The sequence below is a fragment of the Candidatus Gastranaerophilales bacterium genome (assembly GCA_028693235.1).
In the GTDB taxonomy this organism is placed as follows: Bacteria; Cyanobacteriota; Vampirovibrionia; order Gastranaerophilales; family Gastranaerophilaceae; genus JAQUVW01.
The window spans coordinates 100,169-126,843 of record JAQUVW010000005.1; the positions used below are offsets into that span (position 1 = coordinate 100,169).

General features: G+C 34.5%; 23 protein-coding genes. 10 read left to right on the forward strand and 13 right to left on the reverse strand.

The annotated features are described in order from the left end of the window. Positions 1 to 8: 8 nt before the first annotated feature. Together PHV37_09470 and PHV37_09475 are read right to left on the reverse strand one after the other, a co-directional pair. Positions 9 to 3,152, reverse strand: coding sequence for a hybrid sensor histidine kinase/response regulator (locus PHV37_09470; protein MDD3238308.1), 3,144 nt, complete (start codon positions 3,150 to 3,152; stop codon positions 9 to 11). Between the two features lie 11 nt (positions 3,153 to 3,163). After that, positions 3,164 to 4,201 (reverse strand): methyl-accepting chemotaxis protein, encoded by a 1,038-nt coding sequence (locus PHV37_09475; GenBank protein ID MDD3238309.1) that lies wholly within the window; start codon positions 4,199 to 4,201, stop codon positions 3,164 to 3,166. Positions 4,202 to 4,297: 96 nt separating this feature from the next. Here PHV37_09475 and PHV37_09480 point away from each other — a divergent pair, with 96 nt between their 5' ends. Further along, a complete protein-coding gene (locus PHV37_09480) occupies positions 4,298 to 5,332 on the forward strand; it encodes a chemotaxis protein CheW (GenBank protein MDD3238310.1) in 1,035 nt (344 codons plus the stop codon). Positions 5,333 to 5,334: 2 nt separating this feature from the next. Here the strand turns inward: PHV37_09480 and PHV37_09485 are convergent, their stop codons facing one another. The 5 genes from PHV37_09485 to PHV37_09505 form a co-directional block, all read right to left on the reverse strand. After that, complete coding sequence (locus PHV37_09485) at positions 5,335 to 5,973, reverse strand: DUF452 family protein (protein ID MDD3238311.1); 639 nt, start codon at positions 5,971 to 5,973, stop codon at positions 5,335 to 5,337. 53 nt (positions 5,974 to 6,026) lie between these two features. Next, entirely contained in the window at positions 6,027 to 6,608 is a 582-nt protein-coding gene (locus PHV37_09490; protein MDD3238312.1) for a hypothetical protein, read from the reverse strand. A 39-nt stretch (positions 6,609 to 6,647) separates the two neighbouring features. Further along, entirely contained in the window at positions 6,648 to 7,448 is an 801-nt protein-coding gene (gene murI / locus PHV37_09495) for a glutamate racemase (protein ID MDD3238313.1), read from the reverse strand. Between the two features lie 4 nt (positions 7,449 to 7,452). After that, a complete protein-coding gene (locus tag PHV37_09500; protein MDD3238314.1) occupies positions 7,453 to 9,483 on the reverse strand; it encodes an N-acetylmuramoyl-L-alanine amidase in 2,031 nt (676 codons plus the stop codon). A 145-nt stretch (positions 9,484 to 9,628) separates the two neighbouring features. Continuing rightward, a complete protein-coding gene (locus tag PHV37_09505) occupies positions 9,629 to 9,895 on the reverse strand; it encodes a hypothetical protein (GenBank protein ID MDD3238315.1) in 267 nt (88 codons plus the stop codon). Between the two features lie 281 nt (positions 9,896 to 10,176). Here PHV37_09505 and PHV37_09510 point away from each other — a divergent pair, with 281 nt between their 5' ends. The 4 genes from PHV37_09510 (at position 10,177) to PHV37_09525 (ending at position 14,178) form a co-directional block, all read left to right on the forward strand. Further along, positions 10,177 to 11,757, forward strand: coding sequence for a hypothetical protein (locus PHV37_09510; protein ID MDD3238316.1), 1,581 nt, complete (start codon positions 10,177 to 10,179; stop codon positions 11,755 to 11,757). A 98-nt stretch (positions 11,758 to 11,855) separates the two neighbouring features. Next, positions 11,856 to 12,125 carry a hypothetical protein gene (locus PHV37_09515; protein MDD3238317.1) on the forward strand — a complete coding sequence of 90 codons (270 nt, stop codon included), beginning with the start codon at positions 11,856 to 11,858 and terminating at the stop codon, positions 12,123 to 12,125. Between the two features lie 137 nt (positions 12,126 to 12,262). Continuing rightward, positions 12,263 to 12,949 (forward strand): hypothetical protein, encoded by a 687-nt coding sequence (locus tag PHV37_09520; protein MDD3238318.1) that lies wholly within the window; start codon positions 12,263 to 12,265, stop codon positions 12,947 to 12,949. A 5-nt stretch (positions 12,950 to 12,954) separates the two neighbouring features. Further along, positions 12,955 to 14,178 (forward strand): hypothetical protein, encoded by a 1,224-nt coding sequence (locus PHV37_09525; GenBank protein ID MDD3238319.1) that lies wholly within the window; start codon positions 12,955 to 12,957, stop codon positions 14,176 to 14,178. On the opposite strand, the gene ilvN is transcribed toward PHV37_09525, so the two are convergent. From ilvN to rpsO, 5 genes are all read right to left on the reverse strand, one after another. Further along, complete coding sequence (gene ilvN / locus PHV37_09530) at positions 14,173 to 14,673, reverse strand: acetolactate synthase small subunit (GenBank protein MDD3238320.1); 501 nt, start codon at positions 14,671 to 14,673, stop codon at positions 14,173 to 14,175. The two genes, PHV37_09525 and ilvN, sit on opposite strands and share 6 nt — an antisense overlap. A gap of 12 nt (positions 14,674 to 14,685) precedes the next feature. After that, on the reverse strand, positions 14,686 to 16,419 hold the full coding sequence (ilvB, locus tag PHV37_09535; GenBank protein ID MDD3238321.1) for a biosynthetic-type acetolactate synthase large subunit: 1,734 nt from the start codon (positions 16,417 to 16,419) through the stop codon (positions 14,686 to 14,688). A gap of 111 nt (positions 16,420 to 16,530) precedes the next feature. After that, positions 16,531 to 17,799, reverse strand: coding sequence for a methionine adenosyltransferase (metK, locus tag PHV37_09540; protein MDD3238322.1), 1,269 nt, complete (start codon positions 17,797 to 17,799; stop codon positions 16,531 to 16,533). A gap of 95 nt (positions 17,800 to 17,894) precedes the next feature. Then, complete coding sequence (locus PHV37_09545; GenBank protein ID MDD3238323.1) at positions 17,895 to 18,050, reverse strand: hypothetical protein; 156 nt, start codon at positions 18,048 to 18,050, stop codon at positions 17,895 to 17,897. 287 nt (positions 18,051 to 18,337) lie between these two features. Then, a complete protein-coding gene (rpsO, locus tag PHV37_09550) occupies positions 18,338 to 18,607 on the reverse strand; it encodes a 30S ribosomal protein S15 (GenBank protein MDD3238324.1) in 270 nt (89 codons plus the stop codon). A 202-nt stretch (positions 18,608 to 18,809) separates the two neighbouring features. Between rpsO and PHV37_09555 the strand changes: the two genes are divergently transcribed. From PHV37_09555 to recA, 5 genes are all read left to right on the forward strand, one after another. After that, the gene (locus PHV37_09555) at positions 18,810 to 19,160 is read left to right on the forward strand and encodes a hypothetical protein (protein ID MDD3238325.1); all 351 of its coding nucleotides are present in this window, start codon (positions 18,810 to 18,812) and stop codon (positions 19,158 to 19,160) included. A gap of 98 nt (positions 19,161 to 19,258) precedes the next feature. Further along, positions 19,259 to 20,728 carry a glutamate--tRNA ligase gene (gene gltX / locus PHV37_09560; protein MDD3238326.1) on the forward strand — a complete coding sequence of 490 codons (1,470 nt, stop codon included), beginning with the start codon at positions 19,259 to 19,261 and terminating at the stop codon, positions 20,726 to 20,728. An 84-nt stretch (positions 20,729 to 20,812) separates the two neighbouring features. Continuing rightward, positions 20,813 to 21,466, forward strand: coding sequence for a DUF452 family protein (locus PHV37_09565; protein ID MDD3238327.1), 654 nt, complete (start codon positions 20,813 to 20,815; stop codon positions 21,464 to 21,466). Further along, positions 21,463 to 22,203 carry a malonyl-ACP O-methyltransferase BioC gene (gene bioC, locus PHV37_09570; protein ID MDD3238328.1) on the forward strand — a complete coding sequence of 247 codons (741 nt, stop codon included), beginning with the start codon at positions 21,463 to 21,465 and terminating at the stop codon, positions 22,201 to 22,203. The genes PHV37_09565 and bioC overlap by 4 nt, the downstream gene beginning before the upstream one ends. 86 nt (positions 22,204 to 22,289) lie before the next feature. Further along, complete coding sequence (recA, locus tag PHV37_09575; protein ID MDD3238329.1) at positions 22,290 to 23,354, forward strand: recombinase RecA; 1,065 nt, start codon at positions 22,290 to 22,292, stop codon at positions 23,352 to 23,354. 63 nt (positions 23,355 to 23,417) lie between these two features. On the opposite strand, the gene PHV37_09580 is transcribed toward recA, so the two are convergent. Continuing rightward, on the reverse strand, positions 23,418 to 26,594 hold the full coding sequence (locus PHV37_09580) for a DEAD/DEAH box helicase (protein ID MDD3238330.1): 3,177 nt from the start codon (positions 26,592 to 26,594) through the stop codon (positions 23,418 to 23,420). Between the last annotated feature and the right edge of the window lie 81 nt (positions 26,595 to 26,675).

Below are 26,675 nucleotides of genomic sequence, written 5' to 3' on the forward strand. Positions count from 1 at the left end.
AAGATTGCCTAATTGGCAATCTTTTTTTGTAATAAGTCAGAAATTTCTTTTATAAAAATCTTCTTGTTGAAAGATTGTTTGTTAATATAATGAGATATTTTTAAATTTTCAATTTCTTTTTGAACTTTTATTTGTGGAATTGTGGATATAATCATGACAGGTGTATCAGCGGTTTCTTCATCGTTTTTAATCTCTTTAATAAGGTCAACCCCATTGAGATTTGGCATAGAAATGTCGCTGATAATCAAATCAAAATTGTCTTGTTTTATTTTTATAAGTGCGGTTTGCGGATTTGTATAGGCAAAAACTTGATAGCCTTCATTTGAAAGAATTTTTTTCAAAAGAGTTAAGGTTGTTTGCGAATCGTCGATTATTATTATTCGTTTTTCTTCGGGTAAAAATTCAGTAGAATTCACTTCGAGTAAATGCGGAATTTTATTTTCGATAATATTTTCAATTTCATTTACAGTATTTTTAAACAATTCAGGAACATTAAATATTAGACAAATGTCGCCTTCTGCAAGAGTTGTGATGCCTGAGATAAATTTCAGTTTAAAGACCGGAGGCGATAATTTTTTTTGCAAAATATCCTGATCTCCTAATAATTTATCCACAATATATGCGATTTGAGTGTTGGCATTTTCAAGGACAACTACTGTAATTTTTTTTGATTTTTCAGTGTTATGTCTTTTAAGATGAAGCATTTGTGTTAAATCAATAATAGGGATAGTTTGATTATTTAAAATAATAGTTTTGTATCCGTCTTTAATAAAAATTTTGTCCTTGTCGAGCCATTGAACCAGATGGATAGAGCTTGTAGGGATTGCAAATTTTTGTCCTGCAATATCTACAATAAAAGATTTGATGGTAGACATTGAGATAGGCAGCTCAATTATTACTTTTGCACCTTTATTTAATTGAGAATATACCTTAATTTTCCCGTTAAGTTGTGCAATTTTTGTTTGCACAATGTCAAGCCCGATTCCTCTCCCTGAGATTTCGGTTATTTTGTCGCCTGTTGAAAACCCGGGGATGAAGATTAGGTTCATAATCTGTTCGTTGTTCATGGAGTTTATTTCTTCAGTGGTCAAAAGACCTTTTTCGAGTGCTTTTTTCTTGATTTTTTGAATATTTATACCGTAGCCGTCGTCATCAATTTCTATGATGATTTTATTTTCTTCATAATGTGCACTAAGTTGAATTTTTCCGATAGGGGGTTTGTTTTTTTTAATTCTTTCTTCTTTAGGCTCTATCCCGTGGTCGACGGAGTTTCTGAGGATGTGAATAAGTGGCATTTTAATTTCTTCGAGTATTTTTTTGTCGACGGTAGTTTCGCTTCCTGAGATTAACAATTCAACTTCTTTACCGCTATGAATGGCTATATCTCTAATCATTCTGGGGAACATGTGAAATATTGTAGCCAATGGGAGTACACGAATACTTTTGACTATATTTTCTATTTCTACGATTATGTGATTCAGCTTAATGTCATCTTCTTGTATATGTTTGTAAATATTGCCCAAGTCTTTAATCAAATCGCTAACATCAGATTGATTATTTTGAAATTGTATCAAAATTTGTTTGTTAAATGCAGTTAAAGCTTCTGCAAGTTCTTCTTCAGAGAGATTTTTTTTATCAAAATATTTAAGATAATTTACAGTTTTTTTGAGATTTAAATTCCATTCATTTAGCTTTTGAGTGAAAGAATCAATTTCATAAAGATGCTTTTTAGTTTTAATCCCATTTACGATGAGTTCTCCCATTTGAGAGATTAGGGTGTCGAGTTTTTTAGTGTCAACCCGAAGTGTTTTTATGGAACCGATTTCAAAGGTTTTAAAGAAGTCTTGTACTTTTTGGAATTCCGGTTGAGTAGCTTTTATTTCGCCGTCTTCTGTCAGTTGTGTTAGTCCTTTTGTATCGGCAATATCAATCATTTGTTCAATAATTGACAGTCTTTGAAATAGTAGGCTAAGGTCATCAGTTTCAACGTTTTCGTTGTTTAAAATAATATTTTTAGTAATGTTTATACTTTGACTGATGATAGATATTACGTCGTTATCGGGTTTGATGTTATTCTTTTTGATTTGTTCAAGTATGTCGAATATTTTTTTGTAAATTTGTGAGATTTCTTCATTTAAGCCTGAGTTGAGTATGGCTAAAATATTTTGTTGGCATTTTTCAAGATAGCTCGGGTCGAGTTTGATTTGGGTAATAACACTGGAAAGGTAATTTAATTTTTCTTTAATTTGATTTCTTTGGGGCAGCATGTTTTTAGAAGAATCATTTTGTATTTCAGCTGAAACATCTTCATTTTGAATTGGTTGGGTTTGAGATATTGTTATTTTAGGTAAAGAAAGGGTATCGAAAACGGAGTTGATGGCATTAACGATTTCAGTAAAAGTCAATTTCAAGTTATCAATATCAGCTTGATGTGTTGTATTCAAATCTCTTTGAATTGATTCGATGGCTTTCTTTAAAGAGTCGAGCTTGTGGGTAATTTCCGCAAATGAAGTTTTTTGAAAAATTGATAGAATACTTTTGCAGTTGTCGAGAAGAATAGAGAAGTGGGTTTCTTGTTCTTTTTCATCGTATTTTTCAAGTACAAAGAGGAATTCCAAGCATTGAGCACCAATATTAGCTGTTTGAGTCATAAAATATTCAATACCGCTGGTTGGAGTTTCTTCGTCCTTGTTTTTTTCTTCAGAATGAGTGATTTGTGGAATATTGAGTTCAAAAATGTTTTCTTGAGGGTTTGGGTTATTTATTTTATCCAAGACCCTTAAATATTCTTTAAGGTCAGGAGTTTTAAAGTCTTCTTTTTGAGATACGGATTTGTCAATTAGAAATTGCAAAAAATCAGAAGTTTTATAAAGGCTTGATATGATTTCTTTTGTAACTGCAAGTTTTTTATTTTTAAAAAGAGACAGAGTATCTTCGACTTTGTGGGCAAGAGTTTGAATGCCGTCAAAGCCAATCATTCTTGCGGCACCTTTAAGAGAGTGAGCTTCTTGAAAAAGCGGGAGGACAGCAGTTTCGTCGTCAGGATTTTCTTCAAGTCTAAGTAAGCTGTTATTAAATTTTTGTAGAATTTCAGAACTTTCATCTCTAAAAATATTAAGGATTTCGTCGAATTCTTCAGGTAAAAAATTCATAAAAGGTGGTCCTAACTAATAATATTATCTTTTAAATGAGAAGACAATTGCGAAATAATTCTGATATTTTCAGTATTTTCATTAAGAGTTTGAGTAGATTCTTCAAGCTTTTTGTGGAGTTCATCAACAGAGTCGATAACATTTTCAGAGAGCATAGATTGGTCAATAGTTGAGCTCAAGATTTCTTCAATGCCTGTAGTCAAATCTTTCATAATATTTATAAGTGAGTCGATGTTGCCGTTGATATTGTGAGCCAATTCAACGCCTGATTCAATTTCTTTAGTACCTTCTTCAGTAGCCATAACGGTTGAGTTGGTAGCTTGTTCTATATCATTAATCAAAGAAGAAATTTTAGTAGTAGCTTGTTTTGATTCATCAGCAAGTTTTCTGATTTCACCAGCGACAACGGCAAAGCCTTTGCCGTGTTCACCTGCTCTTGCTGCTTCAACAGCTGCATTTAGAGCGAGCATGTTGGTTTGTTCAGCGATATCTTCGACAATGCCGACAGTGTTTCCGATTTGTTGGATATAGTCGCTTAATTCAAGAATCAATTCGGCAATGGTTTGGATTTTTTGTTTTAAGGTAAGCATCATAGATATATTTTCTTTTACCGATTGAGATTCTTTGAAAGAAAAAGATAATGATTCTTGAGCCATAGCGGCGACATTTTGAGCGAAGTCTTTTGTTTTAGAAGATATTTGGCTAACGCTGCGGATAGATTGGTCTATTTTTTTCACTGTGTCAGTGTAGCTGTCAGCGATATTTTTTTGTTTAGTATTCAATTCAAGTGCTTTAGAGGTAGTTTCTTCAGATTCACGTAAGCCCGAGTCGATAGTTGATTTCAAAGCTCTTATGACGTCGTTTCTGGAATAGGTATATTGTAGAATATAAATTGTTGTAAAAAACAGTATCAACAGTAATAATAAGACGGAATTGCCTCTAAATGCTACTGCAAGAGCTGTTATTATTGCAAAGAATAAAATTGAAATGCAGTCGATGAGGCTTTTTCTTCTTAGTTTATTTACAAGACTTAAATCTTTTATTTTCATTATAGAGACTCCTTTACTTTATTTTATTATAGTCTGAATCTCGTATTTAATAATCATTAATTTATTGTATAATTGATTATAACATAGGTCAAAGAAATGATTACGAATCTAACTGTTTCAGATGTAAATTCAAAGGAAGAGAGTTCTCTTTTTGTATATTTTAAACTTGGAAGTAAAAGTTACGCAATTCACACTTCTCATACGATAGAAATTTTAAAATTAGCAAAAATTGAAATTCCGCAAAAGTTGCCTGCGTTGGTGATGGGTGTATTGAATTATAACAATATGACGATAAACGTAATAGACTTGCGTTCAGCGTTGAATTTATCATTGGAGGAGTTTAAAACTTCTAATCAAATTATTGTGTTAAAAACTCAAGAATCTATATTTGCAATAGTGGTTGATGAAGTTTTGAATATATTAAGTATTCCGCATTCTGAGATGAATATTCCCCCATATAACTCTCAATCGCACTTGATTAAAATGCTTTATAACCTTGAGAATGATGTTATCTCAATAGTTGACTTGTATGCGTTAGAAGAACTTGTTTCTGAAAATCAAAATACCCCCAATGAAAATAATTATGAATTGTTTTTTCCAAAAGATGAAAAATCTCTTGCTGTACTTCAAGAAAGAAGCAAATTTATTTCAAAGAAAGACCAATTATCATTTTTTTCTAGTATATATAATCAAGACCAATTTTTGATTTTCAACCTTGCCAAAAATATTTATTGTTTGAATTTGAAATATGTCAAAGAAATTGTGGCACTAAAGAATTTATCAATTACAAAACTTCCATTTGCCCCGAATTATATTGTAGGGATTATAAATCTTCATGGTGATTTTTTGACCGTTCTGAACATGAAAGAGTTTTTTAAAGTATATTCTAAACACCATTGTGAATCGAAAAATATAATAATTATAGATTCAAAGGATTTTAAACTCGGGCTTTTGGTTGACGGGATTAAAAATATTGCGAGTATCAATCATGACAAGTTTATTCATAAATCAAGCAGTAAATTTAACTCAAAATATGTTATGGCTGAAATTGTCGAAGAAAATGAAATATATAATATTTTGAATGTAGAGAAATTCTTAAATGACGAAAAATTATTTGTAAGTATTGAGTAGATTTAAAAATCAATGATTTCATCAAAAGATTTAAAATTGTAAAAAGGCACGTGGTTAGAGTCTTTTAGTAGTTTGTATTTTTTGCCCCAATATTTTTCTTGATTTTCAATAGGTAGCACCTTATCGCATTCGGATAGAATAATTTTGTCATATTTTATTTGTGGGACATCGATTTTGCAATAGTCTTTGAGTTTTATAAGTTCATTGTAGCAGTTTTCAATATCTCTGTGTGGTTGACTTTTGTTGAATAGTTTTAGTTCGGCTTCATTGGTGAACAAAAATTTTTTTCTAAAATCCATAGTGTTTTTTTTAGTTAGCCTGAAAAAAGTTTCATATGCTTCTTTTGATAAACCATAGTCAAGATTATAGGGTTTAGCTGTCCCGTTGATGACGGTTTTTGTTTTAAAAGGAGGTAATATTTTTTGAATAATATTAGCAATTAAAGCTCCACAAGAATATGTCAAAAGGTGAACTTTTTTGTATTTAGAAAAGTCAAAATCAAAAGCCAAAGAGATATAGTCATAAACGATGAGGATATCTTTGCTACTTTGGAGATGTTTATATGGACGTTCGTCAGACCCCCAACCGTTAAAAAAGAGAATTATTTCGTCTGAATTATTATTTATATAATATTGTTTCATCTTATACTTTCTTAAAAAGGCTGTTGCAAATGCAACAGCCTTGTAATGTATTATTATTCTTCTTTGTTTTCGATTATTTTCAAATTTAAAAGATCGCCGGTATTTATTTCCAGTTCTTTACCTTCTTCGGCATATGCAAGAGGAGAATCTTGATATACTTGGTTAAAACCTGATTGCAAACGGTTACCGCTTTCGCCTTTAGCAATACCGTGAATAAATGATATGCCTTGTCCTATTCCCGGAATTTTTACGACTTGCCCAACGGCTGTTTTACCTGCAGACATTGCCAAAGCACCTTTATCAAGTTCTTTGTAAGGGGTTACTTTCATTTTGAACGTCGGGACAGATACTTTTTCAATTTCGTCATTATATTGGATAGATGATGGTTCGACTATAAAGTAAGCATTGATTTTGCCACGTTTAGCGTTGGAAACCTTAACTACGGTAGTGTTAATAATTGTGTTTTCTTTGTATAATTTGTTATTTATAAGAGCGTCGGCAGGCAATTTGACGGAAAATCCCGGCATAGGTGTCATTGTTGAAAAGTTGTCAACTGCAACTGCTTTTATAGACTCAGCGTTGGCTGTCAAAGATAGTGAAAATAAGGTAATGAGTGTTAATAACATTTTTTTCATATTAGAACATCCTCCTATCTTGTATTATTATATCATATTTTATAGAACGGCAGAATTTTGTATAAATAATTCAGGCGTTTTATTAATATTGTAGAATAGGCTTGCTGATTTTTGGAATTCTTCCGGAGCGGAACTAACTATAAATTTAGGTTCAAACAGTTGTTTGTCTGCACGTATGTTTGAATTTTGAATGTCATTTTTAATGTGTTCAACAAAGAAATCAGCAGGGTCAATAAACATATCTCTTGGTGCAAAATTTGATATTGTATCAAGCAGGTAGGGGTAGTGAGTGCAGCCGAGAATTATTTTTTCAACGTTATTATTTAACATATTTTTAACATATTTTTCAACCAAAGCAATGCTTTGAGGATTATCCTGAGTTCTGTGTTCTACGATTTGAACCCAACCGGGACAGCCGCTTTCAAATATTTTTAAAGAAGGTGCATATTTAATAATTTCTTTTGCGTAAGCGTGAGAGTCAGCAGTAGCCTGTGTTGATAGGACTCCGATACGTTTTATGCCTTGTTCAGCAATACATTTTGCTGCGACTTGGATTACGGGGTAAATTTTGAAGTCATAATCGTTTTTTAAAGAGTCATAAGTTAGGGCAGAAGTTGTGTTGCACGCCATAACAACAGCTTTGACATTTTTTTCTTGAAAATAATCAAAGATGATTTTAGCCAGACTTATCAATTGTTCTTGAGATTTTGCTCCATAGGGCACATTTTTGGTATCGCCGAAATAGATATAATTTTCATTTGGTAACAATTTTATAAGTTTGCTAAAGACGGTCAAACCGCCGACGCCTGAGTCAAATAATCCGATAGGGTTGTTATTCATGTCATTACCTTTTGTAGTTTCTTAAGTATTCAGCAATGCCATCAGCAATTGCTTCTGCAGATTTTTGTTTACGTGATTCAGTAAGAAGTGCGTTTCTTTCATTATCGTTCGAAATAAATCCAAGTTCAAGTAGGACAGATGGAGCGAATGTGTGATTTATTACATAAAATCTTGATTTAATAATGCCACGATTAATGCTGTCAATTTTGTTAATCAAGTGATTTTGCATAATTTTTGCAAGAATTTGACTATCATCGTGGTAGTAGTGGGTTTCAATTCCTCTAGGCTCTGGGTTTACGCAAGAATTTATATGTACGCTTACGAAGATGCAGGCTTTTTTGCTGTTGGAAAAATCAGAACGTTCTTGTAAAGAAACATAAGTATCATTCCAGCGTGTCATTTCTACGTGATAACCTCTTTCCGTTAATATTGCAGCGGCTTTTTTTGCGATAGCAAGAGTTATGTCTTTTTCTGCAATACCTGCTCTCATAGCACCGGTGTCAGACCCGCCGTGACCGGCGTCAAGCACAATTGTTTTTGTTGGGGAATAGTTATTGGGCTTGTTTACAGTAGGTTTTGTTGCGGGTTTTGGCTTTTGGACTGTTTGCGGTTGTTGTTTTATTTGGGGTTGAGGAGTTGGCTTTTCGGGGGGATTTTTGACTGAGAATTTTAATTGAGTTGCATTGAGATTTTCGTAGCAATCAAGAGTAGCCTCTTTTTTTACAGGAATAGTTATTTTAACTCCTTGATATGGGAGGTAGTCTATTTTGCTTTCTGCAAAAGGGGTATTTCTAATTTCTTTGTTGAAATCTTCCATTTGGAATTGTGTTACATTGTATAGGTTAATTTCAGTTTTATTGCCCTCTCGTCTGATTGAGTGGACTATTGGGTTTGAAAAGTTTATAACCATATCAGAGGTCAACGAGTTTTGAGCTTTGACGTCCATGTATGTAATTTTTGTAGTTGAGTTAAATAGCTTTACGCCAGCCATTCTGTCGTCGTGAGATACCAGAATACTTTGCAGGTCGAAAGAGTAAATAGGTCTATATTTTAAAGGGTACGGGGTTGTTATTACTATTCTTGCTTTAGTTGGGGTGAATTGTCCTATTCTGATGGATTCAGATGGGCTTATTTGTATTTCTTTTCCTCTTACATTTTCAGAAACGATGGTGTTAGGCATATCGAAAACAACTCGAGAAGGCTCAGAAAGATACATCATTCTTTCGATGTTCACGACGCCTGTACCGCTCAAGAGAATATTTCCTTGTCGCAGTAACATTTTTTCTATGTAGAATCTTGATTTTAGTTTATTTTCAGGTTGAGGAGTTGTTGGGGCTTGTGGTTGAGGAGCTTTGTATTGTCCGACGCCAGAAGCTACTTGAGATTCATTTTCGCTAAATGCTTTTTGAATTTGATTATACACATCAGCATTTTTAGAGGGCGGATTTAATGTTGGAGTAGGTTGTGATGGTTTTGTCACACCTGATTTTGCGAAAAAGTCATAAGGGCTGTCTTTCAATTCCCTGTAGACTTGAGTTAAGTATTGTTGAGCAGGTGCTTCATTTTTTAACTTAATTATCAAATTGCCGTTTAGCTTAAACAGGCGTATTTGGTCATATTCAACAGATGGGTTGTGAGTCAAGACTATTCTTACAACGGGAGGTTCTGTTGTAAATTGTGATATTTTAAGGTTTTGCAAAACGCTGTTTGTAAAGTCATAATTGGCAGAAGGTTTTGTTAATATTGCATTTTCTATATCATAATAGACCCTGTCTGGGCTTGAGAGCTTACCTTTTTTTACAATAAGAGGGTTATTTTCTGTTAAGCCGCTTGTCCCGAGGAATATTACAGAATCTGAGTTGTCAAAATTAATCGTGTTAAACTTGATATTATTTTGGGCTAAAGCTTGCTGCACAAAAGGAGCAAAGATGTTTTGTAGCGGTGTATCCAGAACGGGGGCTTTGCTTTGTGGTATTTCGCAAATGAAATTTAATATAAAAATCGATAATATCGCAATTATTAATCGTTTTATCATATTATTAATGATAGTCGTAAAATGCTAGAGGGCAATTTTTTTTCTTTTTTTAATATTGCAAAAAAGGAGTTAATCTAAAGAAAGAGTAAATAAAAAGCCTCGCTTAAAGCGAAGCTTATATGTTTGTTGTGAGATAATGATTAAATTAGCCTCTTGTATCAAAGTTAGAAGGTCCGGTAGGAGTAGCGGTAGCGTTGCTGACAGTAAAAATCATCTTGTTATATTTGTCTATTTCTTTCGCAACGTCGCCACTGAACACATTTTGATTATCATTTATATAATCAAAAACAGGAGCAAACAGGTTTACGTTTTTAGCAGCAGTTTCCTGAGCTTGTTTGATGGTCCTGTCGGGTACGGTAATGTTGAGCCCGAAGGGACGGTTTAAAATATTATTTGTATTAGCATCAGCCATAATTTACTCCGAACGTGTTTGTCTCTTACAATATATTTATCGACATCTATGTTTAAAACTTTAATAATAAAAAAGTAAATGTAAAGAAAGTTACGAAAATATTTACAAAATAATCCTAAAAAACTAAAATAGTGTAACAAAGACAATTATTGTTTTAGCCTTTAAAAACAGGGCTTGGGTAAAAAAGTTAAAATTAAATGTAACAAAATGCATGAAAAAAGGCAAAAACTGAGGTTCAGTTTATTTATATTTTATGCACATATTAGTATTACGGACAAGGTATGATATCAAAGATTCAATTAACACAAAATCACTATGCAAACAAAAATAACAACGCAAGTTTTAAAGGGTTAGAAGGTGCGGTAACCGCTCTAAGATTTTTGGATAATAGTCCTGCAATCGGGGCATGTGCTGTAGATTTAGGCTCAATGGTAATCCCGAGAACTGCAATTGATATGAAAAACAGAGGCTTTGATGCGGGTACAGAAACAGCTTTTAGAGAAGGTACAAGTACCGCAAACAATGCTTTGGTAGGTGTTGAGGGTGCTTTGGCTGCAGCTGCGGTTTCCGGTGCTATAAATACGAAATATGGCGTCCAAGCTCACAAAATATTTGCTAATAATGACGCTATCGACCTTTTCAGCAATGTTTGGCAAGAGGCAAAAGGTGATAAAAAAGAATATTTCAAAGGCGTCTTAAATAGATTACAAGGTTTAGACGGAAATGAATGGAAGTCCTTCAAGCCGTTAGAAAAAGCAGAAACTTCTATTGAAAGTTTGGCAGAAGAATTATCCACTAAACCTTTGACAAAAGAATTAAAACAAAAAATTTCTAATATTATTGTTCAAAATACAGGGGCAAGAAGCAATTTTAAAGTAGCTTCAAACGGAAAAAGTATTTCAAATTCAATTGATGTAATCATTGAAAACGCTGCTTCTTTGGGTGAATCTTTTGCTTCTAAAAAAATCAATGATATGCCTCAATTTGTAAAAGATTTAAAAAAGGTTAAAACAAGCTCTGCATTGTTGGGGCTGGCAATTCCTGTTGCAATCGGTATTTCTACTCAACCCATCAATAAATATATTACAAAAAAACGTACAGGAAACGACGGATTTGTCGGGGTTGACGGAAAAAAAGAAGCTGATAAATCTACAAGCTTTAAAGTTAAAAAGGGCTTAATGGCGGCCTTGATGGGTGCTGTAGCATTGGGCTCAATTACGACAAAACCATCTGAATTGCTTGGAAAATTGCAATTTACAAGTAAAATCCCTAACCTTAATCAATTTAAGCTAATATACGGAACAACAATAATGAGCCGTTTGTTAGCTTCAAGAGATAAAAATGAGCTAAGAGAAAGCTCTATAAAAGACTTTTTAGGCTTTACAAACTGGTTAATTTTAGGCGGAATAGTTACCAAATTGACAGCAAGAGCTTTGCCTAAAGGCAAAGAATTAATCAACTATGTTGATACAGGCAAAAAAGGTATAGCAAAAGCTTGGGATTGGGTGTCTAAAGCTTCTGTGAAAAATTATGATGAAGTTTTGCTGAAAAATTCAAAAAATGTAGTAGACAACGCAGGAAAAGCGTTAAGTTTTAATAATCTTCTAAAAACTGCAGACAAAGTTACAAAAAGTAAAGTTGGCAAATTGGCACTAGCTCAAGTATTGGGCTATGCATACTCAGGCATCGTTCTAGGCGTTGGAATTGCTAAATTGAACATCTTTATAACCAAACAAGTTCAAAAGAAAAAAGACACTTCTTCACCGCAACAGCAACCACTTGTTAAAAATGACGCAAATGTGATATACTTTGCTCAGAAAGCTGAAAAGGCGAGTGAGGTTTTTTCTGAAATGCAAAAATAGCACCATGTTACAACATGTTACAAATGTCGTGGCATGTTAGCAAAAAAATATTTTAAGGCATTTAATATAATCAAGATGAAGTTAAGGAGTAAGTTGTAATGAATATCCCAAAAATTAGTGTTCCTAAAATTGATTTAAAAGCAATCGGTTCAAATGTTAAAACTGCAGCCCAAAACGGTGCTCAACACATTAAAAATGCACCAAAAGCATTGAAACAATTATCAACAGATACTGTTGATTTAGCTAAAAAAGCACCAAAACAAGCTATCGCATTAGGTGCAGCAGGTGCAGTAGCAATCGCCGCTTTGTCAGGTGTTGCTCACGCTGTAAAATCAGGCGTTGAACATGTTGCAGCTAAAAAAGATTAATTAATCTTCATAAAATTAAAAAAGGACACCATTAATAGGTGCCCTTTTTTGTTATATTTTGTTATAATAACTGTGCGGGATAATTTTTGTTTGGATTGTTGAACAAAAATTACAAATCTACCTTGTGGGGACAGAGGATGCTTAATAAAAAAGATATACTTGATTTACTAAATGATGATAATAACTACGTTGATAAATTTATTTTAGACGCTTTTATAAAAAATTGGAAAATTGAAGCCATATATGAAGATGAAAATGGGGTAGAATTTTTTGATGAGGCGGCTGTTGAAAAAATAAAAATGACATTGAGCCCGAAAAACGAAGAGCAACCTATTTATACAATAGAAGAAAAAGCTCAAACAATTGTCAATGACTGTCCTGTTGTTGACAAATCAATAGAGGAAAATATTGAAGTTGAGCATACTGCTCATGAGAATGTATCTCAAAGTGCTGATGATAAAGAAAAACCTCAACCGGTAGAAACTCCGGTCGAAAAAGCAGTTGTTCCGAATATTCCTGTTGCAAAAACAGTTCCTGAGTTGAAAAATTTAACCGTTGATATGACCAATCAAACCCTTAATATGCTTGCTGAAACAATTGCAAAAAAAGTTTCTGTAGATATATCTAATATGTTAAAAAATAACGAGTGGCTGGAAGAACTTGTTAATGCTGATTCCTTTAAGAAGGACAATACTGTTTTAGCTCAAAAAATAAATGAATTAATCCATGATAATAAAGTTTTGGTCAAAAAAATTCAAGATATGAAAAAAGAAAATGAGTCCTATTTGAATCTTTTCGGCAATATTTATATTAAGAAAAAATAGATAAAATGGTTATTCTTTTAGAAAATGAAATAGAAACACAGCTATCTGAAGACATTCAAGAGGTTATTTTGCTTACCTCGAAAGCTACTGAAGAAACCGATTATAAAACTTTTTTAATTGGCGGCGTAGTTAGGGACTTGATTTTAAATAGAGCAGTCCTTGATATAGATATTATCGTTGAAGGTGATGCAATTTGTTTTGCAGAAAGTTTGGTTAAAAGTAGCGATGCTGAAATTATTCAGGTGCAAGAAACCTTGCGAACTGCAAAAGTGTTGTTTAAAAACGGACAAATCGTGGATTATGCCTCAACAAGAAGCGAGTATTATCCTGAGTCAGGGTGCTTGCCCGTGATAAAATCCATAGGGTGCCCATTATCAGAGGATGTTTTGAGGCGAGATTTTACAATTAATACCTTGGCTGTTTCTTTGAATAAAGATTCTAAGTTCGAGCTTGTTGATTATTTGAATGGTTATCAAGATATTTTAGATAAAAAAATAAAAGTGCTGCACCAAAAAAGTTACGCAGATGACCCTTCAAGAATAGTCAGAGCATTGAAGTTTGCTGTAAGACTTGGCTTTGAACCAGATAATGAAACTTATAAACAACAAAAAGATTTTCTTTCAGAGATTAAATGTTTGACTTGTCCCAAGGAGAGAATTCGCTCTGAGTTTGAGCAGTTATTTAATCTGAACTCTGCTAAGGCTTACGATGAAGTTATCAAGCAAAAAATATATAAATTGCTTACGAACCATGCCAACACTGATATAACAGGGCATTTGATTGAAAAGAGAATAAGTCTTTTTAATATTAATCAAGACCAAATTTGGCTCGTATATTTGGGCTGTTTACTTCTTTATGCAGAAGATTGTGAGATAAATTCACTTAATTTATCCGGTATGGAGCTCAAAATTATTCATGAAGCCAGATTGCTATTGGAAAATAAATTTTCATCAAAAATTGATAACTATACTATTTATAAGACATTTGCTGGCGTTGATATATTGTCATTGCTGGTTTATTACATTTTTTCAACGGATAAAAATGTTGTTTTTTATTTGAACGAGCTGAAAGATATTGCTATTGAGCTTAATGGTAAGGATTTAATTGAAATGGGAGTGGTACCATCTCCTTTGTTTAAAGAGCTTTTAGACAAAATTTTAGAGGAGAAACTCAACAATGGTCTTTCCTCTAAGAATGATGAAATAGCTTTTATAAAACAATTTTTATAAAGATTTTATATGGTTGAAGCTGTTTTCTCTTGAGATAGCAACTTTACCCGAGCGGACAAGCTCTCTAATCCCCAGTTGACGTAAGAGTTCAATTAATGAGCGAATTTGCCTGTTGTCGCCAATTGCTTGAAGAGTGTAGGTTTTGTGGGTTACGTCGATAATTTTTGCGTTAAAAATTTCAGCAATACGTAATATTTCAGAGCGAGTCTCATCTTTTGCACAAACTTTACATAAAATAAGCTCCCGTTCGATAGAGTCTTGCGGTTGAAGAGCCATGACTTTGATTGTGGGTATTAGTCTGTTCAATTGCTTCATAATTTGTTCAATAACTTTGTCGTCACCGCTTGTTACGATAGTTACTCTTGAAAATTCATTTTCGATAGTTGGAGCAACGGTCAAACTTTCGATATTGTATCCTCTGCCACTAAACAAACTGCTTATTCTGGAGAGAACCCCTGCTTCATTTCTTACTAAAACTGATATTGTATGATTCATTGATTTCTCCTCTTAGCATTCTATGCCGTCATTGGATAACAAAACGTTATGCAAAGGTTTACCTGCAAGTACCCATGGATAAACCATTTCAAAAGGTTCTACGATAAAGTCTATAAATACTGGTCTTTTAGCCTCAATAGCTTTTTTCATGGTTGGAGCGATGTCTTCAGCTTTTTCAACTCTAAAGCCTAAAGCACCGTATGCTTCAGCCACTTTTACGTAATCAGGGCTTGTAATTTTTGTTTCAGAATAATGTTTGTTGAACAATTTTTCTTGCCATTGGCGAACCATTCCGAGGTAACCGTTATTGATGATAGCGACGATTACAGGAATATTGTATTGAACGCACGTAGCAAGCTCTTGTATGTTCATTTGGATACTTCCGTCACCTGCAATGTTTATAACGACTTTATCTTTTAATCCGATACTAGCCCCCATTGCAGCAGGGAAACCAAAGCCCATTGTGCCCAAACCGCCTGATGTAACTAATTGTCTCGGATGATTAAATTTGTATAATTGAGCGGTCCACATTTGATGTTGACCTACCTCTGTTGCGATAATAGGGTCAAGGTCTTTCGTGCAGTTATAAATCTCTTTGATAACTGTAAGCGGATTTAATTTTTCAGAACTTACAGCAGGGAGTGCTCTTTTTTGTTTCCACTCTTGAATTTGAGCGAACCAGGCATGTTTTACATCTGAATTAATTTCATATTCTTTTTCGTAAAATTCTTTAAGCATTGCGTCCAAAACATTTTTAGCGTCGCCTACAATTGGGATATCAACACTTACATTTTTAGAGATAGAGCAAGGGTCAATATCGACATGGATAATTTGAGCGTCTTTAGCAAAGCGTTTCAAGCAACCTGTTATTCTGTCGTTAAACCTTGTGCCTACAGCGAAAAGTACGTCACAATTGCTAACGGCATGATTTGCCCAATAGTTGCCGTGCATTCCGAGCATGCCGAGTGACATTTCGCCATCAGCAGGGTAAGTCCCCATTCCCATAAGGGTATTTGTTACAGGGATACCAAGTGTGTTAGCAAGCTCTGTAATTTCTTTGTGAGCTCCTGACATAACAACGCCGCCACCGGATAAGATTACAGGACGTTCTGCGTTGCAAAGCATTTGGAGGGCTTTTGATATTTGTCTGGGGTGACCATTGTAGGTCGGGTTATATCCCGGGAGTTTAATTTTTTCTACGGGAACGTATTTCCCTTTTTCAGTTAAGATATTTCCCGGTAAATCGACAACGACAGGTCCTGGTTTTCCTGTTGTAGCAATATGGAAAGCTTCTTTAACTATTCTCGGTAAATCTCTAAGGTCGCTTACCAAGTAATTATGTTTGCAGCAAGAACGAGTGATGCCGACAATGTCAGCTTCTTGAAAAGCGTCATTTCCTATTTGATTTAAGTCCACCTGACCTGTGAAAACAACGATGGGGTAGCCGTCATAGTAGGCATTTGCGATGCCTGTAATGGCGTTACACGCCCCCGGTCCGGATGTTACAAGTGCTACTCCGGGTTTTCCCGTAACTCTTGCGTATCCTTCTGCTGCGTGGACAGCCGCTTGCTCGTGACGAACAAGATAATGTTTAATAAAATCACAATTATACAGGGCTTCATAAATAGAGATAATTTTTCCTCCGGGGTAGCCGAAAATTTCATCTACGCCCGCATCTTTTAAACATTCAAGGAATATTTGAGCCCCTGTCATTAAGTTTACTTTTTCTTCGGTTTGCTGTGTCATAATTGCTCCAGTGTAATCTTCTGTAGGAATATTAAAAAGGTTTTAGTAAAATGGTGGCTCAAAATATTCGAAACGAATTAAATTTTGAGCACCATTTTATATATTATATAGTTATTTTCCGCAACTGCAAGTTAATGCTTTTTTCAAGACATCAACTTTGTCGGTATTTTCCCACGGAACAGATATATCGGCACGTCCCATGTGACCGTAAGCTGCTAGTTTTTGGTAGAATTTACCGCCATTTTTCTTAGGTAAGTTTCTAAGGTCGAATTGGTTGATGATAGAAACAGGTCTAAGGTCAAAGTTCTTTTTGACTAATTCCATGATTTCATCATCAGAGATTTTGCCGGTGCCGAAAGTGTCAACTAAAATTGAGACAGGTTCAGCGACGCCGATAGCGTAGCCGAGTTCTATTTCGCACTTAGAAGCAAGACCAGCTGCGACAATATTTTTAGCAACATATCTTGAAGCGTAAGCAGCAGAGCGGTCGACTTTCGTTGGGTCTTTTCCGCTGAATGCACCGCCACCATGTCTTGAGTATCCGCCGTAGGTATCTACGATAATTTTTCTTCCTGTTAGACCTGAGTCACCTTGAGGTCCGCCGATTACGAATCTTCCTGATGGGTTGATTAAGTATTTTGTAGTTTCATCAGGTTTAAGTTCCTCGTTAGCAAAGACAGGTTCGATAACGTATTTAATAATGTCATTTTTAATTTGTTCTTGAACTGCTTTGTTGTCAGAAACGCCATTGATTGAAGGGGCGTGTTGAGTAGAGATAACGACAGTGTCAATTCTTACAGGTTTGTCGTTTTCGTATTCTATGGTTACTTGAGATTTGCCATCGGGTCTTAAATAGTTTAAGGTTCCGTTTTTTCTGACTTCAGCAAGTTTCAAAGCCAATCGGTGAGCTAAGCTGATAGGTAGTGGCATAAGTTCCGGAGTTTCGTCACAAGCGAAACCGAACATGATACCTTGGTCACCGGCACCGATATCGTTAGTTTCTTCATCTTTGGTGTCAGCGTTGTTATCTCTTGATTCAAAAGCTTTGTTGACGCCACCTGCGATATCTGTAGATTGTTCATCAATGCTGGTTAATACAGCACAAGTGTTGCAGTCGAAACCGCCACCGGCAGAGCCTTCATAGCCGATATCTTTAATTGTATTTCTAACTACTTGAGGAATATCAACGTAGCAATCGGCGGTAATTTCGCCGCATACGAGTACCATTCCTGTAGTTACCGTTGTTTCAGCAGCGACTCTGGATTTAGGGTATTTTGACAAGAATTCGTCAAGAATAGCATCTGAAATTTGGTCGCAAACTTTGTCCGGATGTCCTTCTGTTACAGATTCAGAAGTAAATAAGTATTTTTTAGAACTCATTTTTCTCTTTCTTTCTAATTATTCTCCGAGTAGGTTTTTGTACATTCAGTTATTCTGTGCTGTGGTATTTGGGCTTTAGTTTTTGATTTGACATGTTAACCTGCATCTGTCGCTTTTGTCTTAAGTTTGGCTGTTTTATTATGCCAACTCGCCATCTGCCGCTTTTGTTTCAGTTTGACTGTTTTATTATGCCAACTCGCCATCTGCCGCTTTTGTTTCAGTTTGGCTGTTTTATTATGCCAACTCGCCATCTGCCGCTTTTGTCTTAAGTTTGGCTGTTTTATTATGTCAACTCGCCATCTGCCGCTTTTGTTTCAGTTTGGCTGTTTTATTATGTCAACTCGCCATCTGCCGCTTCGATACCTTAGCCCCCCTCGGAAGGGTGTTTCGGAAATTTGGGTTATAATTTCTTTAACACAAACTAACCTTAAGAAAATATTAATTCAAAAGCCGAATTAGGTCAAACCTTTCAATAAAAAACGCCCCTTTAAAGAGCGTTTTTGTTACATATTGTTTTATTATTTCAGAGTAAATAAAATTAGCCTCTGATGTTTAATTTTTTCAAGATATCTCTGTAAGAATCAAGATTTTTATTTTTTAAATATGCAAGAAGTTGTTTTCTTTGACCAACCATCATCAAAAGCCCACGTCTTCCTTGGAAATCTTTTTGGTTAGCTTTCAAGTGTTCAGTAAGCTCGTTAATTTTTTGGCTAAGTAGAGCTATTTGAACTTCCGCACTACCTGTATCTTTGCCGTCTTTGCCGAATTTTTCTATGATTTCAGCTTTGTTTTTCAAGTTAATTGACATTTCTTATTCCTTTTTTCTTATTATTTTATATTGGTGTGTAAACTATTATATTACAAAAGAGTTCATTACTAATAGTAGTGTAACGATAATATCACTTCAAGATTTATTTGCAAATGTTAAAAAATATTAGGAAAAAATTTACAAAAGGCAATTTTTAGAATTGAGCAATCTTATTTTATGGGTAAGAAAACGGAGTGTTAAAATGAGCAACGTGAATTTTTGCGGAAGAGTCCCTGTGAAGATGAATCAGTATGTGAAGAACGCATCAGCAGAAAAAATTGCAGCAAATATAAATGACGCATTTCACGCAATGGGAAGCAAACATTTACGCCCCGTTTCAGGCAAATCTTTGATGGAAATTAATACTGATTGCTTTGATAAAAAGACGCATCTTTTAACCGAACAAGGCAAAAAATGTTTTGATAAAGTAAACAAACAAATTGATGTTACAACAGATTCAACGATGGGCGATTATTACCGAGCTATGGTCGGATATATCCAAAACTTTTCTTTTGAGGGCATGGTTTCCAGATTTTTTGATACTTTCCAATAAAATTATTCTGCACACATTTTTTCTTTGAGTTAAAATAGACTTGCATAGGAGATATCCTAGTTTGCAATAGAATTAATGAATAAGTCACGGAGAAAAAAATGAGTAATATCAGAGTAAGAATTGCCCCCTCACCGAGTGGAAATTTGCATATAGGTACTGCAAGAACTGCATTGTTCAACTATTTATTTGCAAAAAAAATGGGCGGCACTTTCGTTTTGAGAATTGAAGATACTGACGCTGAAAGAACAAGCCAAGCATATATTGATAATATTTTTGATAGCTTGAAGGCATTAGGCTTGAATTGGGATGAAGGTCCTGATATTGGTGGTGAATACGGTCCTTATACTCAATCTGAAAGATTTGATATTTACCCTAAATATATCAAAAAACTTTTGGATAACGGCTTTGCTTACGAATGTTTCTGCACTCCTGAGGAATTGCAGGCTGAAAAAGAAGAAGCAACAAAAAATAAAAAACCTTATGTTTATTCAAAAAAATGTGAGAATTTGACAGAAGAAGAAAAAAATAAATTGAGAGCAGAAGGCAGAAAACCTGCGATAAGATTTTCCATTGAAAAAGCCCAAAAAGCTTTTCATGATACCAATATGTTGACTTTTGAAGATATGGTTAAAGGTCATTTGCACCAAGATACTTCTTTAATCGGCGACTTTGTAATTATGAAATCAAACGGTTCTCCGACATACAACTTTGCCGTTGTTATAGATGATATGTTGATGAAAATTTCTCATATTATTCGTGGTGAAGACCATATTTCAAATACTTTCAAACAAATCTTGATATATGAAGCTTTGGGGGCAGAAGTTCCTGAATTTGGTCATCTTGGTATGATTCTTGCTCCGGATAGAAGCAAACTTTCAAAACGCCACGGTGCTACTGCCGTAAGTGAATTTGTAGAAAAAGGTTATTTGACAGATGCTTTGATTAACTTTGTTGCACTTCTCGGTTGGGCACCATCAGACGGTGAAGAAATTAAATCTGTCGATGAAATCGCAAATGATTTTAGAATCAATGAAATATCTTCTTCTAATTCAATTTTTGAATATGAAAAATTGAACTGGATGAACGGTCAATATATTAAAAAAATGGAGATTAAAAAGCTTACAGAAATGGCAAAACCCTATCTTGCTTGCTATGACTTGACTACATTAACAGAAGAACAACTTGAAAAAGTCATAGAAATTACTCGTGAGCCTATTACAATTCTTTCTGATTTGACAGATGACGTTAAATATTTCTTTGGAAAGGATGTTGAAGTAGAAGAAAAAGTTCAAATAGAGGTTTTGGATACAGAACTTTCTCAAAATGTTTTGAAAGAAGCAATGAATAGAGTTGATGAATGGGCATTTGATGATTCTGAAAAACTTCATGAACAATTAGCTGACTTTAGAGCCTATTTCAAAGAACAACACGGAATTAAGCCAAAGCAAACAATGTGGGCTCTTAGAGCTGCTACTACAGGTAGAACCCACGGTGCTGATATGGTTGCAACTTTCGAAATCGTTGGCAAAGACAGAATTAAACATAGAATTGAAAAAGCTATAAAATAGCTTGTAAAATCATTATAATTTTAATGGTGACTTTCTCAACAGTCACCATTTTGTTATAATAAACGAAGTTGAAAAGGATAATTTATGCAAACATATTTTATAAGTAATAATTCTAAGAAATTGATTGTTGTTTTATGTGGTTGGGGAATGGACGAAGCTCCTTTTTTGCCTTTGACAACTAAGGAAACGGATTTTTTATTCATTTATGATTATTCAAATTTAGATTTAAAAATGGATTTCAATATTGATTTTTCTATTTACGAGAAAAATTATCTTGTAGCTTTTTCTTATGGGGTTTTTATTGCAGGACTTGTTGAGGATGAACTTCCTCCTTTTGATTATTCAGTCGCTGTTTCAGGGACACGTTTCCCTATTGATAAAAAATATGGCATAAATCCAAGAATTTTTGACTTAACATTGGAGTCAGTTTCAGATGTGAGTTTGAAAAAATTTAATGAAAAAATGTTCGATTTACCGGAAGATTATCGGAAATATTATGTAAATCTTCCTTTTAGAACCGCAGAAAGTGCAAAAATAGAGCTTTCTAAAATCAAAGAATATGCTAAAAGCTCTAAATATTATGACTTTGCTTTTGATAAAGCTATTGTGCCTCTTAATGATAAAATATTCCCAACGGCAAGTCAGTCTGCTTATTGGGGTAACAAGGCTGTTAGTGTTGAGTCGGGGCACTTTTGTTTATACAAATTCAACTCGTTTTATGAGATAATCAAGCAATGATAATTAAAGATTTAATTAAGAATAGTTTTTCGAAAAACTTTAAAAGTTACGATAAGAATGCACTGGTTCAAAAGCTTATGGCAGATGAGCTCGCAGAACTTTTGTCAGATAAGGAAATCTCCTCAGTCTTTGAAATAGGCATGGGGACTGGCTTTTTGACCAAAAAAATAAATGAAAAATTCTGCCTGAAATCCTATACTGCTAATGATATAGCTGGTTGCGAGTGTTTTTTGCAAAAAATTAATCCTTCATTTGACTTTCTCCAAGGTGATATTGAGGCTCTAAACCTTACCGGGAGCTACGATGCGGTTGTGTCTAACGCTGTTCTCCAATGGATGTGTGATTTTGACGGTCTTTTTGCAAAGATAAAAAGATGTTTAAATGATAAAGGCGTTTTTGCTTTTTCGACTTTTGGCTTGAAAAATTACCAAGAGGTAAAAACAGCAGGTGGTAATGTTTTAGAATACAAAAGTATGTCGGAGTTGGAGGCTTTGCTTCAAAAATATTTCAAAGTAGAAATTATTTATGAAAGAGAAAAAGTTTTGTATTTTCCAACTGTTAAAGATGTTTTAAAACATATTAAAAAAACAGGTGTAAATGCAACTTCTGAGTCGCCAATGTCTATTTCAGAGTTGAAAAAATTCCAAAATCAATACGCAAAATTGAATTCTACCCCTCTAGGCTTTTCTCTTACTTACAACCCTGTTTATGTCCTTTGCTCCAAAAATAGCAATTAATTACAAAATATAAAATCTTTGCCCTGCCATGTTATTAACTTTATAATATTAAACTAAGATAATATGATTGTTAAGGAAGGTGTTATATGGCAGTAAAAGAAAAAGAGCCCGTAAATACAGCGGATGAAAAAAATAAAGCATTAAAATTAGCCATTGAAAAAATCGAAAAAGATTTTGGAAAAGGCTCAATAATGCGTCTGGGTGACAAAACAGCCGTATCAGTAGAAGCGATTCCTACAGGAGCTTTGTCTTTGGACATTGCTCTTGGAATAGGCGGTGTCCCAAGAGGCAGAATTATAGAAATTTACGGGCCTGAAAGTAGCGGTAAAACTACTTTGGCTCAACATATTGTTGCAGAATGTCAAAAAAAAGGCGGAATTGCAGCTTTTATCGACGCAGAACATGCTCTTGACCCTGAATATGCTCATAATTTGGGTGTAAATGTTGATGAACTTTTGATTTCTCAACCAGATACAGGTGAACAAGCTCTTGAAATAGCTGAAGAATTGGTTCGTTCATCTGCTGTTGATATTATCGTTGTTGACTCTGTTGCGGCATTGGTTCCTAAAGATGAAATCGAAGGAGCTATGGAAGATAAACAAATGGGGCTTCAAGCTCGTTTGATGTCTAAAGCTTTAAGAAAATTGACAGGTATTGTAAATAAAACAAATACAACTGTTGTGTTTATCAATCAATTGCGTCAAAAAATCGGTGTAATGTATGGAAATCCTGAAACAACTACTGGTGGAAATGCATTGAAATATTACGCAAGTGTTCGTCTTGATATTAGAAAAGCAGAAGTCCTAAAAGAAGATGGCACAGAATATGGTAACCATATAAGAGTCAAAGTCGTTAAAAACAAGGTTGCACCTCCATTTAGAATTGCGGAATTTGATATAATCTACGGAAAAGGTATTTCAAAATTGGGCTGTATCCTTGATATGGCTGTTAATTTTAATATTGTCAAAAAAGCAGGTGCTTGGTTCAGTTATAATGATGAAAAAATGGGACAAGGCAGAGAAAAGGCTAGAGATTTCTTGGCTGCAAATCCTGAAATTTTAGCAGAAGTTGAAGCTAGAGTTAGAGCTAAGGTCGAAGGTAAAGACGACGAAGCTCCTAAAGAAGCTTCAAAAACAGAAGAAAAAGCTTAAAATTTTTCATAAGCAATCGAAAACGGCACTCGAAAAAGTGCCGTTTTTTTATACAAATAAATATTAATCAATAGAGAAAATATCTTGCAAGTCAGCGTATGTGAGTGTTTTGCCGATATTTCTATCTACAGAAATTACAGAGTCTACAAGATTACGCTTTCTTTGTTTTAGCTTTTGGATTTTTTCTTCGACAGTTCCTTTTGTTATTAGTCTGTAAACAAATACTTTTTTGGTTTGTCCGATACGGTAAGCTCTGTCTGTTGCTTGATCTTCAACTGCAGGGTTCCACCATGGGTCGTAGTGGATTACATAGTCTGCACCTGTTAAGTTCAAGCCTGTTCCGCCTGCTTTTAAGCTGATTAAGAAGATAGGAATACTGTCATCTTCATTAAATCTTTCGACAACCTCTTGTCTGTTTTTCGTTTTACCTGTCAAGTATTCGTGCTTAATTCCTGATTTTATCAGCCATTCTTTAACCAAATCAAGCATATCTACAAACTGGCTGAATAAAAGAACCCTGTGTCCTTCGGATATAATTTCTTCCAGCATGCCTTTAAGATATTCAAATTTTCCTGATTCTTTAATGCCTTTGAGATTTTCCTTGTCATATAATTGAGGGTGACAACAAATTTGACGTAATCTGAGTAGAGCTGAGAATATTGAAAGCCTGTTTTTCTCAAGTCCGTTTTGTTCGATTGATTTAAATAATTCTTCCTTGGTACTGTCGAGGACATCAAGGTAAAAGTCTTTTTGCTCCGGTGTAAGTTCGCAATAGGCAATATTTTCAACTTTATCCGGCAAGTCTTTTGCGACATCTCTTTTCATACGTCTTAAAATGAACGGATAAATTTGTGATTTTAGTCGTTTTTCAACTGCTTTATCTTGACGTTCTACAATCGGGTTTACGTATCGGTAATTAAAATCTGATTGATTAAACAAAAATCCGGGCATTAAGAAGTCAAATATTGACCATAATTCTTCCAATCGGTTTTCAATAGGAGTACCTGATAGTGCCAATTTGTGTTGGCAATTTAATTGTTTTACGCTTTGAGCTGTAATTGATTCAGCATTTTTTATATTTTGTGATTCATCAAGAATTACGTATCTGAAATCGTATTTTTTAAGACACTCAATGTCACGTCTAACAAGGGCATAGCTTGTTATAATAACATCGTGTTTAGGTATTTTTTTGAAAAGTTCTTTTCTGTCAGGACCTGTAAGTGTTAAACATTTCAAATTTGGAGCAAATTTTTGAATTTCTGACTCCCAGTTGAACACGACAGATGTCGGGCAAACAACAAGGTTTGGTGCTTGTTTATTTTTTTCTTTTGCCTTTTGAATTAATGCTAACGCTTGAAGCGTTTTACCTAGCCCCATATCGTCAGCCAAAATGCCGTTTAAACCATATTGATATAAGAACCATAGCCAGCTGAAACCTTTAGCTTGATATTCTCTGAATTCAGCATGCACGCCCTTGGGAAGTGTAGCGTTATCCATTGTTGAGAATGTTGAAATTTGTTTCCAAAACTTATTAAATTTACGGCTCATTTTTAATTTCATGCCTTGGTTTTGCATTTCTGAAATCAAGCCTGCACGATAAGTTTTTACTATGAATTTATTTTCATCGTTTCTATAAACGTCAAATGTATTAAATGATTTCATAAGTGAGAAGAAGTCTTGGTCAGGTAGTGCTGCAAAACCTTCATTTTTGACTCTTATGTATTTATTTCCCTCTAAAATCAATGAATGAACGTCATCAAACGGCATAATATCTTCGCCGACTTTTCCGTATAATGACATTTCAAAGCTGTCTGTAGTATTGGTTGCAAAATCAATATCTGCACACAATTCAAATGGCTGTTCTGCAAGTTTGAAGAAAGACATATCGTCTTTTTCTTCAAATTTCCAGCCCTCTCCTGCTTGTTTTAGATAATAGTTATAAAAATCGATTGCGTTTTCTTTTTCAAGGGCGAGGTTATTTGTTTGCATTGGGGCAAACTTGCACGCAAGAAGCATTCTGTAAGTTTCTTCTTCGTGGTTAATATTTCTTCTAACCCAGTACAGCAAATCTTCTTTTGGCTTCTTAATTGTGACGTAAGGGCTTTTTGATGCCGATTTTGAATAAGGTACTCTGGTTCCGTCGTAGTCAAACTCTAGAGAGGCTTTTAAAGCTCCATCATAGTCGAGTCCCATGGTGACAATATTCAGAGGAGGTTTTTGCTCTAAGGTTAATTTGTCAATTACAGGTGCGACTTCGCAGTCCATCATTTGTCTTAGTTTTGGCAATTCTTCGTATAAGAACTTTGCTCCGTCCGCATCTTTTATATCTGTAAATGTTGATTTGATAAGGTTTTGAGGAAGTGCTGAAATTGCTATATTTGTCGGGAAAATTATATTTTTATATCGTCCCCATTTTAGTTGGCGAGAAAAATATCTTACCTCCTCGAAAGGCAATAAGTCGTCTTTATCAGGGCGTTTCCAGTACAGAGCAAGCAACACATTTCCAACCATAGAAAAATTGACAGATAGTGTCAGGTGCCATTCGTCGTTAGTAAAAACTATGCGTCTTTTTGTTTTTCCATCGATTACTTCATCAGCTTTTGATAAAAGCTGGAAAAACCCGTCAAATTTAGCTATAGGGACGTCATACCAGCCGGCTTTTTTATCAAGTCTTGAATTTTTTAGCAACATTTGGAAAAGGGCGAGTTCTACTTTTTGAGAGGAATTTAGTTCAAAATTAGGGTCTGCTTTTTGTGCTGCAATTACAAGTTTTAAAACAGCTTCCAAGTCCCTTATGACTTTCCCTGTGCTTCTGTCCATCACTAAGATTGAGAAGAAGTTTTGTCTTCGCTTTGGGTTGAAGTGGAAAGTATAGCCACCTTGTGGATTTTCTGCATTTGGAGTTATCTCATCGGAATAATCCGGTTCAACTTTAAATCTTCTGCTTAAAAACTCTTCATAAGTATGTTCTTCAATAGCTTTTAATCCTACTGCTATTGCGTGTTTACACCATTTTTCTTTCAACGGGCATGAGCATTTTGGTTCAACAGAGCCCTTTTTGAAGTTCAATTCTGTTTCATAAAATGATTTGAAATTTCCCTTAACTTTTGCTTTAAGGACATTTCTGACAAGCTCAATATCTTGCACTTGGGCTTTTTGATGATATTCATATCCACGTCTCCAGCTTCCGGGAGTCGCATTGTCTTTTAGGTATTTATAATTGAAATTGCAGACACTCATAAATTCTTTCTTAACACGTAATTAATTGAGCTCGTAATGAGCAGTGTCAAATCCTATAATTAACTACTATCCTGTAATTAT